The sequence below is a fragment of the Streptomyces sp. NPDC097107 genome, assembly GCF_044762405.1.
GTDB lineage: Bacteria > Actinomycetota > Actinomycetes > Streptomycetales > Streptomycetaceae > Streptomyces > Streptomyces thinghirensis.
Genome location: NZ_JBIWEF010000002.1, coordinates 205,621 through 220,990 on the forward strand (window position 1 = coordinate 205,621; position 15,370 = coordinate 220,990).

The following is a 15,370-nucleotide window of genomic DNA, read 5'->3' on the forward strand; positions in this document are numbered from 1 at the left end:
ATTCCGGCGGCTAGCCGTTCTGACCGGAGATGAAGCCGCCCCCGTTCTGGTTGCCTCCGCTGTCGTCCTCTTGCCCTGTCCCACTGGGCGACGTCGAAGGGGTCGGACTGCCTTCCGAGCCACCGTTCTCGTTGCCGGCGTTCTCATTGCCGCTGTTGTCGCCGTCCTCGCAGTTGAACTCGAAGACGCCGCAGGTATTGCTCGGCGAGGGCGAGGGACTGGTCTCGGTCTGACTGGGCGACGGCGACGGCGACGGACTCGTCTCCTCCTCCGTCTGGGAGGGGGAGGGAGACGGGCTGGGCGGCGGGGTGTCGTTGATGACCTCGCCGATGGGCTCCGCCTTCGGGAACTTCTCCGCCTTGGTGCCCTTCAGCGCGTCCTCCATGTAGTCCTGCCAGATGATGGACGGGAAGGACGCACCGTGGATCTTCTTCTCACCACCCGTTCCGTACATCTCCAGAAACGAGCGGTTCTTGATGGTCTCGTCGTCCGGGTAGCGGAACATGCTGATCGCGGTCGACAGCTGCGGGGTGTAGCCGACGAACCAGGCGGACTGGTTGCCGTCCGTGGTACCGGTCTTGCCGGCCACCTCTCGGCCGGACAGCTGGGCGTTGGAACCCGTTCCGTCCTCGACGACGGTCTTCAGGACGTCCGTGACGTTGTCCGCGACCTTCGCGGTGAACGCCTGCTTGGTCTCCGCCTTGTGCGTGTAGACCGTGCCGTCCTTGTTCGACACCTTGGTGACGGAGAAGGGCTCGCGCTGCTTCCCACTCTCCGCGAAGGTGGCGTACGCGCCCGCCATGCGGATGGCGCTCGGGTCCGAGACACCGAGAGAGAAGGACGGGTAGCCGGAGCCCGCCAGGCTGTCCTCCAGGAGTCCCGCGTCGACGGCGGCCTCCTTCACCTTGTCCAGGCCGACATCCATGCCGAGCTGAACGAAGGCGGAGTTCACCGACTCCCGCATGGCCTCGCGTAGGTCGATCTTGTAGTCCGGTGCTTCACCGACGTTCTGCTTGCCATCATTCTCCTGGCGCCACTGCTCGCCCTTCTCGTTCTCCCAGACCGAGCCGTCGTAGTTGTTGATCTTGAGATTGTTCTTGCCGCTGTAGAGGCTCTTCGGGGAGACGACGGTGCGTTCGTCCTGGGCCTGGGTCTCACCGAGCTCGGGATCGCGCACACCCCACTTCATCGCGGCCGCGAGTACGTACGGCTTGAACGTCGAACCGACCTGGGCACCGGTGACGTCGGCGTTGTTGGTGAAGTGCTTGGTGGCGTCCTCACCGCCGTAGATGGCCTCGATGGCACCGGTCTCGGGGTTCACTGAAGCTCCGCCGAACTGGACGTGTGTGTCCGTCTCGGGGCGCTTCTCGGCGTCGATGTTCTTCTTGTAGACCTTCTTGACGGCCTTTTCGAGCTCCTCGACCTTCTTCTTGTCGAAGGTCGTCTGGATCGAGTAGCCGCCGCTCTCCAACTGCTTCTGCGTGACCTTTCCACTCTTGATCACGGACGCCTTGGCAAGGTCGACGAGGTAGCCGATCTGACCACCCAGCTGCGAGTTCGAACGCGGGTTCTGCACGGTGGGGAGCTCGGTGAACTTGGCCCGCTCCTGCTGGCTCAGATGTTCGTACTCCACCATCTTGTCGAGGGTGTCCTGCATCTGGGCCGTGGCACGCTGCCGGTTCGCCTTCGGCGTGGCACCCACCGGGTCGATCGAGGTCGCGCCCGCCGGGTCGTAGTACGTGGCGCCCTTGAGCATCGCGGAGAGGAAGGCGCACTGGCCCGCGTTGAGGTCGACAGCGTCCACGTTGAAGTACGCGCGTGCGGCCGCCTGGATGCCGTAGGCGCCACGGCCGTAGTACGCGGAGTTCAGGTAGCCCTCGAGAATCTCGTCCTTGGGTACCTCCGCACCGACCTTGATCGAGACGAAGATCTCCTTGACCTTGCGGGAGATCGTCTGCGACTGGTCGTTCAGCATCGCGTTCTTCACGTACTGCTGGGTGATGGTGGAACCACCCTGCGTGTCACCGCCCTTGGCCATGTTGAACACGGCGCGTGCGATGCCCTTGGGGTCGATGCCGCTGTCGGAGTAGAACGTCTTGTTCTCCTGGGAAATGATCGCGTTGCGCATTTCCTCGGGGATCTGGGAGAGATTGACGCTCTGGCGGTTGCGCTCACCGCCCGTGGCGACCATCTGACTGCCGTCAGCCCAGTAGTAGACGTTGTTCTGCGCCGTGGCGGTCTCGGCGACGACAGGGACACCCACCATGGCGTAGGCGATGCCCGCGGCGGCCACCATGGTGCCGAAGAAGGCGATGCAGGCCCCGGAGACGAGCTTCCAGGAGGGCACCCAGCGACGCCATCCGTCCCTGTCGTAGCGCGGGTAGTCGATCATCCGCTTCTTGCCGGGCGCGGCCGCGCGCCCTCTGCCGACCACGACCGGTCCGGCGGGATCGCCCCGCCGGCCGCCGCGGCCCGGCTCGGCCGCTCTACGGCGACCGCCTCCTGCCCGCTGTGCCGCGCGCCGGGCTTCGGCACGGCTGCCGTACGGACGCTCCTCGTCCTCCGGACCGTACGAGCCGGACGGAGACCCTGTGGCGCCTCGCGGTGCCGCGCGGCGGCCGGAGGACGAGCCGGACTGGCCGCGTCGGGCCGCGGCACGTCCGCCTCCCTGCGGCTGCGGCGGTTTGCGACGGTGCTCGCTCATCGAACGACTACTCCTCGGGCAGGCGCACCTTTGCGCGCCTGGTAAAGGCGGCTGGTTTCCGGTCCCCCCGAAGTACGGATGCGGTCCCTTCCGGATTCACCCGTACTGCACCAGGGACAGGGACGCCCCCACGCGTCACTCGGTTCCCTGTGGTCTGCATGGCGCACAGACTACGCACCGCCAAAACCCCCGAGCCCCGAAGTTCACCTCAAATCAGGCAACTTGCACTCGATGAATCCCTGATGTGATCCCGTTCACGAGTTCCCCTCTTGTCGCGCGCGGAAGCTCGTTCTATCGTGCTGATGTATCGAGTCGATACATCAGCGCGGCATAAGGGCGAGAGGAGGCGACGATGAGCCGACGTTCCGGCATCCTCGAGTTCGCCGTACTCGGCCTGCTCCGCGAATCCCCGATGCACGGCTATGAGCTGCGCAAACGGCTCAACACGTCACTGGGTGTGTTCCGGGCGTTCAGCTACGGGACGCTCTACCCCTGCCTCAAGACGCTGGTCGCCAACGGCTGGTTGATCGAGGAACCGGGGAACGTCGACGAGGCCGCCGCGTCCCTCACGGGGCGCCGCGCCAAGATCGTCTACCGGTTGACGGCCGACGGTAAGGAACACTTCGAGCAGCTCCTCTCCCAGACGGGCCCGGACGCCTACGAGGACGAGTCCTTCGCCGCTCGCTTCGCGTTCTTCGGGCAGACGTCGCGTGACGTGCGCATGCGCGTGCTCGAGGGCCGGCGCAGTCGGCTGGAGGAGCGTCTGGAGAAGATGAGCGCCTCCTTGGCACGTACCCGGGAGCGACTCGACGACTACACGCTTGAGCTCCAGCGCCACGGAATGGAGTCCGTGGAACGCGAGGTGCGCTGGCTGAACGAGCTCATCGAGAGCGAGCGGGCGGGGCGGGACCTACGGGGTTCCGCCGCGGAGGGGACCGCTCAACAGGACAGGACATCTGGAGCGACGGGCGGCCTGCCCCGGCCCGGGGACGACCCCCGGCCGGATACGCCCGGCGACACCACCACGTGAGCGCCCAGTCAGGGCCTCACTCGTACACACAGGGAGCAACCGGAATGGGTTCGGTTCGCGTAGCCATCGTCGGTGTGGGCAACTGCGCCGCATCGCTGGTGCAGGGCGTCGAGTACTACAAGGACGCCGACCCGGCGGCCAAGGTCCCCGGCCTGATGCACGTCAAGTTCGGCGACTACCACGTCAGCGACATCGAGTTCGTCGCCGCCTTCGACGTGGACGCCAAGAAGGTCGGCCTGGACCTCGCGGACGCCATCGGCGCCTCCGAGAACAACACCATCAAGATCTGCGACGTCCCGAACAGCGGCGTCCAGGTCCAGCGCGGCCACACGCACGACGGTCTCGGCAAGTACTACCGCGAGACCATCGAGGAGTCCGCCGAGGCGCCGGTCGACGTCGTCCAGATCCTCAAGGACAAGCAGGTCGACGTTCTCGTCTGCTACCTGCCCGTCGGTTCCGAGGACGCGGCGAAGTACTACGCCCAGTGCGCCATCGACGCCAAGGTCGCCTTCGTCAACGCCCTTCCGGTCTTCATCGCCGGCACCAAGGAGTGGGCGGACAAGTTCACCGAGGCGGGCGTCCCGATCGTCGGCGACGACATCAAGTCGCAGGTCGGCGCCACCATCACGCACCGCGTCATGGCGAAGCTGTTCGAGGACCGGGGAGTCGTCCTGGACCGCACGATGCAGCTGAACGTCGGCGGCAACATGGACTTCAAGAACATGCTCGAGCGCGAGCGCCTGGAGTCCAAGAAGATCTCCAAGACGCAGGCCGTCACCTCCCAGATCCCCGACCGGGACCTGGGCGCGGACAACGTCCACATCGGCCCGTCCGACTACGTCGCCTGGCTGGACGACCGCAAGTGGGCCTACGTCCGCCTGGAGGGCCGCGCGTTCGGTGACGTCCCGCTGAACCTGGAGTACAAGCTCGAGGTCTGGGACTCCCCGAACTCGGCCGGTGTCATCATCGACGCCCTGCGCGCCGCGAAGATCGCCAAGGACCGCGGCATCGGCGGCCCGATCCTCTCCGCGTCGAGCTACTTCATGAAGTCCCCGCCGGTCCAGTACTTCGATGACGAGGCCCGCGCCAACGTCGAGAAGTTCATCGCCGGCGAGGTCGAGCGCTGACAGGCGCGGACTCCGGTCCGTCGGAGGTCCCCAGGTCGCATGACCCGGGGACCTTTCCCGTATGTGAGGCTGTGCCCCATGGCCGTCGTCCGTGACCTGCGCGTCCTGCTGCGCCTGAAGGGCTTCCGGCGCCTGCTAGCCGTACGCCTGCTCTCCCAGGGCGCCGACGGCGTCTACCAGGTCGCGCTCGCCACCTATGTGGTCTTCTCCCCGGAGAAGCAGACCTCGCCCGCCGCGATCGCCTCCGCAATGGCGGTCCTGCTGCTCCCGTACTCCCTGGTGGGCCCCTTCGCCGGCGTTCTGCTGGACCGCTGGCGCCGCCGCCAGGTATTTCTGTACGGCAACCTGCTGCGAGCCGTACTGGCATCGGTGACGGCCGTACTGATGGTCGTCTCCGTCCCGGACTGGCTCTTCTACGTCTCGGCCCTCTGCGTCACCGCCGTCAACCGCTTCGTTCTCGCGGGCCTGTCCGCCGCGCTGCCGCGTGTGGTGGACGAGGAGCGACTGGTGATGGCCAACTCGCTCTCTCCGACGGCCGGCACCCTGGCCGCGACGGTCGGCGGCGGCCTCGCCTTCGTCGTGCGCCTCGTGGTCGCGGACTCCGACGCCGCCGTGGTGCTGCTCGGGGCCGCCCTGTACCTGTGCGGGGCGCTGGCGTCCCTTCGCATCGCCGTGGAATTGCTCGGCCCCGATCCCGCGCTCGTACCGCCTCGGTTGACCTCGGCTCTCGTCGGCACCGCCCGCGACCTGGTGGCGGGGGTACGTCATCTCGCCGCGCCCGCACGCCGGGAAGCAGCCTGGTCGCTCGCGGGCATGACGCTGATGCGGTTCTGCTACGGCGCCCTGCTGGTGATGCTGCTGATGCTGTGCCGGTACGCCCTGACCTCGGACACGGACGAGGGGCTCGCTCTACTGGGGCTGGCGCTGGGCGTCTCCGGTGCGGGCTTCTTCGCGGCCGCGGTGATCACTCCCTGGGCGGCGGGACGGCTCGGGCCCGGCCGCTGGCTGGCGGTGTGCGCGGGGGCCGCCACAGTGCTGGTCCCGGCACTCGGTCTGCCGTTCGCCACCGTGCCGTTGCTCGCCGCGGCGTTCGTCCTGGGCCTGACGACGCAGGGGGCGAAGATCGCGACCGACACGGTCGTGCAGTCCTCGGTCGACGATGCCTTCCGTGGCCGGATCTTCTCCGTGTACGACGTGCTGTTCAACGTCGCCTTCGTCGGCGCCGCCGGGGTGGCCGCGTTGATGCTGCCGCCGGACGGGCGGTCGGTGCCGCTGGTTGTGACAGTCACCTTGGTCTACGGAGTGGTTGCGACGGCTATGGCCCGGTTTGAAAGCCAGTAAGTGTCACATCAGTGCCACAGAGCCCCACCGGACTGCAGAGATGTCAGTGGGACCCGATAGCTTACGTGCGTCTTATTTCGCGCCATGTCCGCGACACGCACCTATGTTTTCAGGGGGACCCCCAGTGACCACTCCGCCGCCGCCCCAGGGCAACCCGTTCGCGCAGGGCCAGCCGCAGGCTCCGCAGCAGCCCCACGGACAGAACCCCTTCGCCCAGGGCCAGCCGGGTTTCCCGCAGCAGCCTGGCCAGCCCGGGTATCCCCAGCAGGGTGCACCGTATGCCCCGGTCCCGCCGCAGCCGGCCCGACGCAAGCCGAGCTTCAAGACGATCAAGAACATCGTCATCGCCGTGATCGTCGTATGCGTGGCCGTCGGTGGTTACATCGCCAGCCGGGACGACGCCACCTCGGCTGCGGTCGGCGACTGCATGCACCGTGGCAGCAGCAGCGACAGCGACCCCGACCTCGAGGTTGTCGACTGCGGCGACTCGAAGGCCCAGTACGTGGTGCTGGCCAAGGTCGAGGGTTCCTACTCCGCTCTCACCGCCGAGAGCAAGTGCTCGGAAGAAGCCAAGGACTTCCAGTACTCGTACACCGAGAGCGGTAGCGGCAGCGACTTCCTGCTCTGCCTGAAGGACTACAAGAAGTAGGGCAGAGGTTCGGACGCTTCACGCGGACGGTCTTAGGGGCGGTGTTTCACGTGAAACACCGCCCCTTCGCTCGTTCGGCACCAGCCTCCGCTTCGTCACCGGCGTCATGTTTCACGTGAAACATGACGCCGGTCCGCGACTCACGCCTCCTGCTCGGCCCACCACTCCTTGAGCGCCGCCACCGCCGCGTCGTGCTCCATCGGCCCGTTCTCCAGGCGGAGCTCCAGCAGGTGCTTGTAGGCCCGACCGACAGCCGGGCCGGGACGGACGCCGAGGATCTCCATGATCTGGTTGCCATCCAGGGCCGGGCGGATCGCGTCCAATTCCTCCTGTTCCTGGAGCTGCGCGATCCGTTCCTCCAGCCCGTCATACGCACGTGACAGCGCCGAAGCCTTGCGCTTGTTGCGGGTCGTGCAGTCCGAACGGGTCAGCTTGTGGAGCCGGTCGAGCAGAGGCCCGGCGTCCCGGACATACCGACGGACCGCGGAGTCCGTCCACTCGCCCGTGCCGTAGCCGTGAAAGCGCAGGTGCAGCTCGACCAGCCGCGAGACGTCCTTCACCAGGTCGTTTGAGTACTTGAGCGCGGTCATGCGCTTCTTCGTCATCTTGGCCCCGACCACTTCGTGGTGGTGGAACGAGACCCGGCCGTCCTTCTCGAAGCGGCGCGTGCGCGGCTTGCCGATGTCGTGCAACAGGGCCGCAAGGCGCAGGGTCAGGTCGGGGCCCTCGTTCTCCAGGGCCATCGCCTGCTCCAGGACGATGAGTGTGTGGTCGTAGACGTCCTTGTGCCGGTGGTGCTCGTCCCGCTCCAGGCGCAAAGCCGGCAGCTCGGGCAGGACCCGCTCGGCGATACCGGTCTCCACCAGCAGGCTCAGCCCCTTGCGCGGGTGTGAGGAGAGGACGAGCTTGTTCAGCTCGTCCCGGACCCGCTCGGCCGAGACGATGTCGATGCGTCCGGCCATGTCCTTCATGGCGGCGACCACCTCGGGAGCCACCTCGAAGTCCAGCTGCGCGGCGAACCGCGCGGCCCGCATCATCCGGAGCGGGTCGTCGGAGAAGGACTCCTCGGGGGTGCCCGGAGTGCGCAGCACACGCGCCGCGAGATCGTCGAGTCCGCCGTGCGGATCGATGAACCTCTTCTCCGGGAGCGCGACGGCCATCGCGTTCACCGTGAAGTCACGTCGGACGAGGTCCCCCTCGATGGAATCGCCGTACGACACCTCCGGCTTGCGCGAGGTGCGGTCGTACGCCTCCGACCGGTAGGTGGTCACCTCGATCTGCCAGCCGTCCTTCTGCGCCCCGACAGTGCCGAACGCGATCCCGACCTCCCAGACGGCGTCCGCCCAGGGCCGCACGATCTTCAGTACGTCCTGCGGGAGGGCGTCGGTCGTGAAGTCCAGGTCGTTGCCGAGCCGACCGAGCAACGCGTCCCGGACCGAGCCGCCGACCAGGGCAAGAGAGAACCCGGCCTCCTGGAAGCGGCGGGCGAGGTCGTCGGCGACAGGGGCTACCCGCAGCGGTTCGCTCACGGCGCGGTGCTGCTCCTGGCTGAGGGCACTGGGGCTGGCTTCGTTGGCGTTCGGCACAACAGAAGAGGGTACGTGGCCCGAGCGGAGACCGACGTCCCCATTGATCGGGTTGCTCGCGCACCGAAAAGCCCCCACTTCCACTGTGCTCCCTTTATAGGCGCACATACGGGGCAGCCGCGTTCGGTGGCGGATCTTGTGGCCTACTCCGCGGCACTTCCCCTCGGCGCGCATCGTTACCATTCGTGGACGCACATTCCGACGACCACTGACGACGACGAGGGACGGGCGAGCGCGTGGCCGAGGCGGCAGACTTCCAGGGGACCAGTCCCTCACCTGCCCGCCGGTGGCTACGGCGCACCACGGCGCTGATCGCCGGGGCGCCGCTGCTGGCCGGCCTGGTACAGCTGCCGACCGCCGGATCGGCACACGCCGACGGGCAGCCCTCGGCCAAGGCCGACGCCGATTCGGGCTCGGTGGCCGTCGCGGTCGACTCGCTCACCCCCTCCGCGCCCACGGACGGGGACACGGTGACCGTGTCGGGCACCGTGACCAACCACGGCAAGCAGGCCGTCACCGACGCCCACGTGGGCCTGCGCGTGGGGCCCGAGGTCAACACCCGCTCGTTCCTCGACGCGATCGCCAAGGGCAGCAACGATCTACAAGGGACCATCGCCCCGGAGATCGACGACAAGTACACCGAGAAGTTCTCCAAGCTCAACCCCGGCGTCGCCGAGCCCTTCAACATCTCCGTGCCGGTCGACGACCTGGACCTGGGCGAGGACGGCGTCTACGAATTCGCCGTCTCGCTGTCCGGGGAGACCTCCGCGCAGCCCTGGGAGCAGATCCTCGGCATCCAGCGGACCTTCCTGCCCTGGCAGTCCGACGAGGCCGATCCCAAGACGAAGACCACGGCTCTGTGGCCGCTCGTGTCGACCACGCACATGGCCGCCGAGACGGGACCCAACGAGGAGCAGACACCGGTCTTCCTCAACGACGACCTGGCCAAGGAGATCTCCCCCGGGGGCCGGCTGAACCAGATGGTGACGCTGGGCAAGGACCTCGATGTGACCTGGGTGGTCGACCCGGACCTGCTCGCCTCCGTCGACGCGATGACGGGCAGCTACCGCGTCCGGGACGGCGACAAGACGGTCGCCGGCACCCATCAGACGGTCGCCAAGCAGTGGCTCGCCGAGCTGCAGGACGCGGTGGCCGACAAGGAGGTCGTCGCCCTTCCCTTCGCCGACCCGGACCTGGCGTCCCTGGCCCACAACGGCACGGACGTCACTGGCTCGCTGAACCAGCTGAAGAGTGCCACGGACGTCATCGACAACACGGTCGAGCCGATCCTCCACGTGAAGCCGAACACCGACTTCGCCTGGCCCGTTGACGGCGCCGTCGACGGGTCGATCGTCAAGGTCGCCACCTCCGCAGGCGCCGACAAGGTGATTGCCCGCAGCGACAGCCTCCAGGAGACCAGCGGCCTGCCGTACACACCCTCCGCGGCCCGCCCCATCGGCGGTGGCACGACGGCCGTCGTCGCGGACGCCCGGCTGTCCACGGCGTTCGAGGGTGATCTGACGAGGGCCTCCGCGTCCACGCTCGCGGTACAGCGGTTCCTCGCCCAGAGTCTGGCCCTGGGTCTCCAGACCGGCAAGCAGCGCAGCATCGTCATCGCCCCGCAACGCATGCCCTCCGGAAACCAGGCACGCGCGATGGCCGAGGCGCTGCGGGCGATGCAGGGCGGTACGTGGTCCGAGTCGCAGAAGCTGGCGGCGGCCGCCACGGCCAAGCCGGACCCGGACGCCACCACCAAGGTGCCCGGAACCTCCTCCTACCCCTCGGCGCTGCGCAAGAAGGAACTGCCCCGGACGGCGTTCGCGCAGACCGCGCGGACGCAGGACACGCTCGGCAACTTCAAGGTCGTCCTGTCGGACCCGTCCCGGGTGGTGACGCCGTTCGGGCGTGCACTGAACCGGGAGATGTCCGCGTCGTGGCGCGGCAGGGCCGCCGAGGCGGAGTCATTCCGCAACGGCGTGAAGTTGTACCTCGACGGGCTGACCGGCCGGGTCAGACTGATCGACAAGTCGGAGACGAAGCTCTCCGGTCGCAGCGCCACGATTCCCGTGACGGTGCAGAACAACCTGGTGCAGGACGTCGGCCCCCTGGTCCTGCGGCTCACCTCGACCAACCCGACGCGGCTCGAGATCGATGGCGCCGACTACGAGGAACAGCCGATCTCGGTCTCCGGCGGCCACAGCCAGTCGGTGAAGTTCACCACGTCGGCCAACGCCAACGGCCGTGCGACGGTGATCGCCCAGCTGTACACGATGGACGGGCGAAAGTACGGCGAGCCCGTCACCTTCGACGTGAAGGTCACCGAGATCACGGCCACCGTGATGCTCGTCATCGGCGGCGGTGTCCTGCTCCTCGTCCTCGCCGGCTTCCGGATGTACACACAGCGCAAGCGGGCCGCTGCCCGCGACGCGGAGCAGAGCGAGACCGGCGAGGCGGAGGAGCCCGAGGACTCCGGGAACTCCGGGAATGGTCCGCAGAACCCGGAAGGCTCCGCCGAACGTCTCAAGGAGGAGTCCGAGGCACGCCCCCGGACAGGCGACCCGGAGCAGCCGAGTGACCCGACACCGGACACCGCAGCGGAAAGCGCCGACCCGTCCGGCACGGGTGAGAGAGTGGACCGTTGAGGATGTCGTGGCCGGTGGGCCCGGGACGATGAGGTGGGGTAACCATGAACGCGCCGTACGACGGTGACCGCGGTCGGACCGTGGACGGCTCGGGTCACCCCGAGGGTCCGCCGCCCGACCCCGGCCAGGCACCGCCGCAGCCACCCGCGGACATGTACCTCCAGGACGCCTACGACCAGGATCCCTACCGGGCGCAGGACCTCTCCGCCCAGGACCCCGTCTCCGAGGCGCTCTACGACCGCGCCGCGCACCCCCCGCCGCCCCCGGGCACGTATCCGCCGCAGCAGCCGCTGTACTCCCAGCCCTCCCAGTCTCCCTACGCCCCCGACCCACGCGTCTGGGCCCAGACCCCGGCCCCCGAGCCGGAGGGCCCGGCGCAGTACCTGCCGTACGGCGACGACCCGCGGACCACCCAGTTCGTCGGCGTGGACGATCTGGTCACGCAGGCCGGCGAGCAGCGCCACGAGCCGGACGCCTTCGCACACCTCTTCCGGGACCAGCAGCAGGGCGGCGGCCACCCCTCCTACGACGATCACGCCTCCGTGCCGGCCCCCGCGCCGGCACCGGGGCAGTACGACGGGACACCGGGGCCAGGACAGTACGGCGCGCACCACGGACCCGACCCGCACGGGAACGCGTCGGCCTACGGTCAGTACGGCGGCCCCGCTCCGGCGCCCGGGCAGCAGCACGCGGCGCCCGCGCCGGGCCAGTACGCGGTGGCGCCCACACCGGAAGCGGCCGAGGCGCCCCTCCAGGAGCCCGCGCCCGTCGCCGCACCGGCCGCCGCGTCCAAGAAGGGCGGGCGTGCGGGGGGCCTGCTGAAGTCGAGCGCCGTGATGGCGGCGGGCACGATGGTGTCGCGGCTCACCGGGTTCGTGCGCTCGGCCTTGATCGTTTCGGCTCTGGGGGTCGGCCTGCTCGGCGACACCTTCCAGGTCGCCTATCAGCTGCCCACGATGATCTACATTCTCACCGTCGGTGGCGGCCTCAACTCGGTCTTTGTTCCGCAGCTCGTGCGGGCCATGAAGGAGGACGACGACGGCGGCGAAGCCTTCGCCAACCGTCTGCTGACCCTCGTCATGGTGGCGCTCGGCGCGCTCACCGTGATCACGGTCTTCGCGGCGCCCCTACTGATCCGGATGCTGTCCAACCCGGTGGCCAGTGACCCTGCCGCGAACGAGGTCGCCATTACCTTCGTCCGCTACTTCCTGCCCTCGATCTTCTTCATGGGCCTCCACGTGGTCATGGGGCAGATCCTCAACGCCCGCGGCAGGTTCGGCGCGATGATGTGGACCCCGGTCCTGAACAACATCGTCATCATCGTGACCCTAGGAATGTTCATCTGGGTCTACGGCACCGCGGAAAACTCGGGGATGAAGGTCACGAGCATCCCGCCGGAGGGCGAGCGGCTGCTCGGCATCGGAGTGCTGCTGGGTCTCATCGTGCAGGCCCTGGCCATGATCCCGTACCTGCGGGAGACAGGGTTCCGGATTCGGCCGCGTTTCGACTGGAAGGGCCACGGACTCGGCAAGGCCGTCACCCTCGCCAAATGGACGGTCCTGTTCGTCCTCGCCAATCAGGCGGGTGCCATGATCGTCATCCAGCTGTCCACCGCCGCGGGTAAGGCGTCGCCCGTCGACGGCACTGGCTTCGCCGCCTACGCCAACGCCCAGCTGATCTGGGGCCTGCCTCAGGCCATCATCACCGTCTCCCTGATGGCGGCCCTTCTGCCCCGCATCTCCCGCTCGGCGTCCGAGAACGACGGTGGCGCGGTCCGAGACGACATCTCCCAGGGGCTGCGCACCACAGCCGTCGCCATCGTTCCCGTTTCCTTCGGTTTCGTTGCACTCGGCATCCCGATGTGCACGCTCATGTTCGGCTCTTCGGGTACCAGCGAAGCCACCAACATGGGCTTCATGCTGATGGCCTTCGGCCTCGGTCTCGTCCCGTACTCCGTGCAGTACGTCGTCCTGCGTGCCTTCTACGCCTATGAGGACACCCGGACGCCCTTCTACAACACGGTCATCGTGGCCGCTGTCAACGCCACTGCCGCAGGGCTCTGCTACTTCCTGCTCCCAGCGCGCTGGGCCGTCGTAGGCATGGCCGCCTCCTACGGCCTGGCCTACGTGATCGGCGTGGGCATCGCCTGGCGCAGGCTGCGCAAGCGGCTCGGCGGGGACCTGGACGGCGCCCGGGTGCTGCGGACGTACGCCAGGCTGTGCATCGCGTCCGTCCCGGCCGCCCTGCTCAGCGGTGCGGCCTGCTACGCGATCAGCCGTGCGCTCGGCCAGGGCGTACTGGGGTCGTTCGCGGCGCTGCTGGCCGGCGGGCTGCTCCTGTTCGGCGTCTTCTTCGTCGCCGCCCGCCGGATGCGTATCGAGGAAGTCAACTCGCTGGTCGGCATGGTGCGCGGACGCCTGGGACGCTGAGACCCGGGGTAGGCGCACAACCATCGTCCGCCGCCGTGTGTCGTGCATAGCGCCGGACTGTGGGCACAATTGGGTTCGGCGTCGGACTGCGCGCATCGGGAGTCGGCCGGCGCGCATCGAATGGGGAGGCAGGAACGACGGTGGCGGAACGGAGCACAGCTGCCGTCGACGTGGCAGACAACAGCGGCGATGAGCCGCTGACCGCCCAGGCGGACCAGTCCACGGCCGACGGGGTGGCCAACAACCGGGAGCGGGAAACGGACAGCGACGAGGCACAGGGGAGCCCCACGAGCGAGGATTCCGGCAAGGCCTCGCCTCCCGAACTGCACAGCGGGCACAAACTCGCCAGCCGCTACCGCCTCGAGGAGTGCGTCACCCGTCTGGACGGCTTCAGCAGTTGGCGGGCCGTCGACGAGAAGCTCCGCCGCGCCGTCGGCGTCCACATTCTTCCGGCGGACCACTCACGCGCCCGCTCCGTGCTGGCTGCGGCACGTTCCTCCGCTCTTCTCGGCGACCCCCGCTTCGTCCAGGTCCTCGACGCCGTCGAGGACAACGACATCGTCTACGTCGTGCACGAGTGGCTCCCCGACGCCACCGAGCTGACCGCTCTGCTCGCCTCCGGCCCGCTGGAGGTGTACGACGCCTACCAGATGGTGAGTCAGGTCGCGGGTGCCATGGCGGCCGCCCACCGTGAAGGCCTCGCCCACCTGCGCCTGAGCCCCACCGCGGTGCTGCGGACGTCGACGGGCCAGTGGCGGATCCGCGGACTCGCCGTGAACGCCGCACTTCGCGGCATCAGTTCCGACACCCCTCAGCGCACTGACACCGAGGCGATCGGTGCCCTGCTGTACGCCACGCTCACCCAGCGCTGGCCGTACGAGAGCGACGCCCACGGTCTGGCCGGTCTGCCCAAGGACATCGGGCTGATCCCCCCGGACCAGGTGCGCGCGGGTGTCCACCGCGGCCTGTCCGAACTCTCCATGCGGGCGCTCGCCAACGACGGCGCCACCGCCTCCCGCCACGAGTCTCCGTGCACCACGCCGGAAGAACTGGTGAAGGCGATCAGTGAGATGCCACGCATCCGCCCGCCGGAGCCTGCCTACACCGCACCGCCCGCGTACCAGCGCACGGCATACCAGCAGGGGGCCTACGGCCGTCCGGCACCGCACCCCGGCGCCACCCAGCCGGTGCAGACCCCGCCACCCCCGCTGCAGAGCCGCACCGGCAAGGCACTGAAGTGGAGCGTCTCCGCCCTGCTCATCGCCGCACTCGGGCTGGGCAGCTGGCAGCTCGCGGACGCGATCATGGAACGGGGCGGCAAGGCGGACGACCAGAACCAGACGCAGACGACGGATGGCGACGACGACAAGAGCCAGAAGGTCCCGGTGGCAGGCAAGCCTGTCCCCATCGCGGGCGCCCGGGACTTCGACCCCTTCGGCGATCAGTCCGAGACGCCGTCCGCGATAGGGAACGTCTACGACGACAGCACGTCCAGCTATTGGCAGACGGACTACTACCTCAGTTCCGACTTCGGCCGCCTCAAGCCGGGGGTCGGCGTCATCGTGGACCTTGGCAAGGTCCAGCAGGTGGGAAAAGTGACCGTCACCTTTGTCGGGAACACATCCGTCGAGCTGCGTAGCGCGAGCAAGGACGCCACGGCGGAACCGGCGTCCTTCGACGAGTACAGCAAGGTTGCCAAGGGCTCAGGCACCACGGTGGAACTCAAGCCGGGCAAGGCCGTCCAGAGCCGGTACCTCCTGGTGTGGCTCACGGATGATCTGCCGATGCAGTCGGACGGGAAGTGGCGCGGCCGCCTGGCGGACATCAAAGTGACCAGCTGACGGCATCTGCCGCAGAGAGAG

9 protein-coding genes are annotated in these 15,370 nt (G+C 68.3%); 7 read left to right on the plus strand and 2 right to left on the minus strand.

Annotated elements, in window-relative coordinates; translation table 11 throughout:
- Positions 1-10: 10 nt before the first annotated feature.
- Entirely contained in the window at positions 11-2,704 is a 2,694-nt protein-coding gene (locus tag ACIQ1J_RS04640; RefSeq protein WP_403554075.1) for a transglycosylase domain-containing protein, read from the minus strand.
- A 352-nt stretch (positions 2,705-3,056) separates the two neighbouring features.
- On the opposite strand from ACIQ1J_RS04640, the gene ACIQ1J_RS04645 reads away from it, so the two are divergent.
- The 4 genes from ACIQ1J_RS04645 to ACIQ1J_RS04660 all read left to right on the plus strand — a co-directional run bounded on the left by ACIQ1J_RS04645 (position 3,057) and on the right by ACIQ1J_RS04660 (position 6,851).
- Entirely contained in the window at positions 3,057-3,734 is a 678-nt protein-coding gene (locus ACIQ1J_RS04645) for a PadR family transcriptional regulator (RefSeq protein ID WP_403554077.1), read from the plus strand.
- Between the two features lie 44 nt (positions 3,735-3,778).
- Positions 3,779-4,861 carry an inositol-3-phosphate synthase gene (locus ACIQ1J_RS04650; RefSeq protein ID WP_403554079.1) on the plus strand — a complete coding sequence of 361 codons (1,083 nt, stop codon included), beginning with the start codon at positions 3,779-3,781 and terminating at the stop codon, positions 4,859-4,861.
- A 78-nt stretch (positions 4,862-4,939) separates the two neighbouring features.
- Positions 4,940-6,202 (plus strand): MFS transporter, encoded by a 1,263-nt coding sequence (locus ACIQ1J_RS04655; RefSeq protein ID WP_403554081.1) that lies wholly within the window; start codon positions 4,940-4,942, stop codon positions 6,200-6,202.
- Between the two features lie 103 nt (positions 6,203-6,305).
- Entirely contained in the window at positions 6,306-6,851 is a 546-nt protein-coding gene (locus ACIQ1J_RS04660; RefSeq protein ID WP_403554083.1) for a hypothetical protein, read from the plus strand.
- 140 nt (positions 6,852-6,991) lie between these two features.
- Here the strand turns inward: ACIQ1J_RS04660 and ACIQ1J_RS04665 are convergent, their stop codons facing one another.
- Positions 6,992-8,437, minus strand: a complete 1,446-nt coding sequence (locus tag ACIQ1J_RS04665; protein WP_403554085.1) for a CCA tRNA nucleotidyltransferase — start codon at positions 8,435-8,437, stop codon at positions 6,992-6,994.
- A 236-nt stretch (positions 8,438-8,673) separates the two neighbouring features.
- Between ACIQ1J_RS04665 and ACIQ1J_RS04670 the strand changes: the two genes are divergently transcribed.
- The 3 genes from ACIQ1J_RS04670 (at position 8,674) to ACIQ1J_RS04680 (ending at position 15,349) form a co-directional block, all read left to right on the plus strand.
- Positions 8,674-11,079 carry a DUF6049 family protein gene (locus ACIQ1J_RS04670; protein ID WP_403554087.1) on the plus strand — a complete coding sequence of 802 codons (2,406 nt, stop codon included), beginning with the start codon at positions 8,674-8,676 and terminating at the stop codon, positions 11,077-11,079.
- A gap of 44 nt (positions 11,080-11,123) precedes the next feature.
- Entirely contained in the window at positions 11,124-13,508 is a 2,385-nt protein-coding gene (gene murJ / locus ACIQ1J_RS04675; protein WP_403554089.1) for a murein biosynthesis integral membrane protein MurJ, read from the plus strand.
- A gap of 140 nt (positions 13,509-13,648) precedes the next feature.
- A complete protein-coding gene (locus tag ACIQ1J_RS04680) occupies positions 13,649-15,349 on the plus strand; it encodes a protein kinase family protein (protein ID WP_403554091.1) in 1,701 nt (566 codons plus the stop codon).
- Positions 15,350-15,370 lie beyond the last annotated feature (21 nt).

Coding starts and splice junctions, on each gene's coding strand:
- ACIQ1J_RS04640 (WP_403554075.1), bottom strand. CDS start 2,704: ATGAGCGAGCACCGTCGCAAACCGCCGCAGCCGCAGGGAGGCGGACGT.
- ACIQ1J_RS04645 (WP_403554077.1), top strand. CDS start 3,057: ATGAGCCGACGTTCCGGCATCCTCGAGTTCGCCGTACTCGGCCTGCTC.
- ACIQ1J_RS04650 (WP_403554079.1), top strand. CDS start 3,779: ATGGGTTCGGTTCGCGTAGCCATCGTCGGTGTGGGCAACTGCGCCGCA.
- ACIQ1J_RS04655 (WP_403554081.1), top strand. CDS start 4,940: ATGGCCGTCGTCCGTGACCTGCGCGTCCTGCTGCGCCTGAAGGGCTTC.
- ACIQ1J_RS04660 (WP_403554083.1), top strand. CDS start 6,306: ATGTTTTCAGGGGGACCCCCAGTGACCACTCCGCCGCCGCCCCAGGGC.
- murJ (WP_403554089.1), top strand. CDS start 11,124: ATGAACGCGCCGTACGACGGTGACCGCGGTCGGACCGTGGACGGCTCG.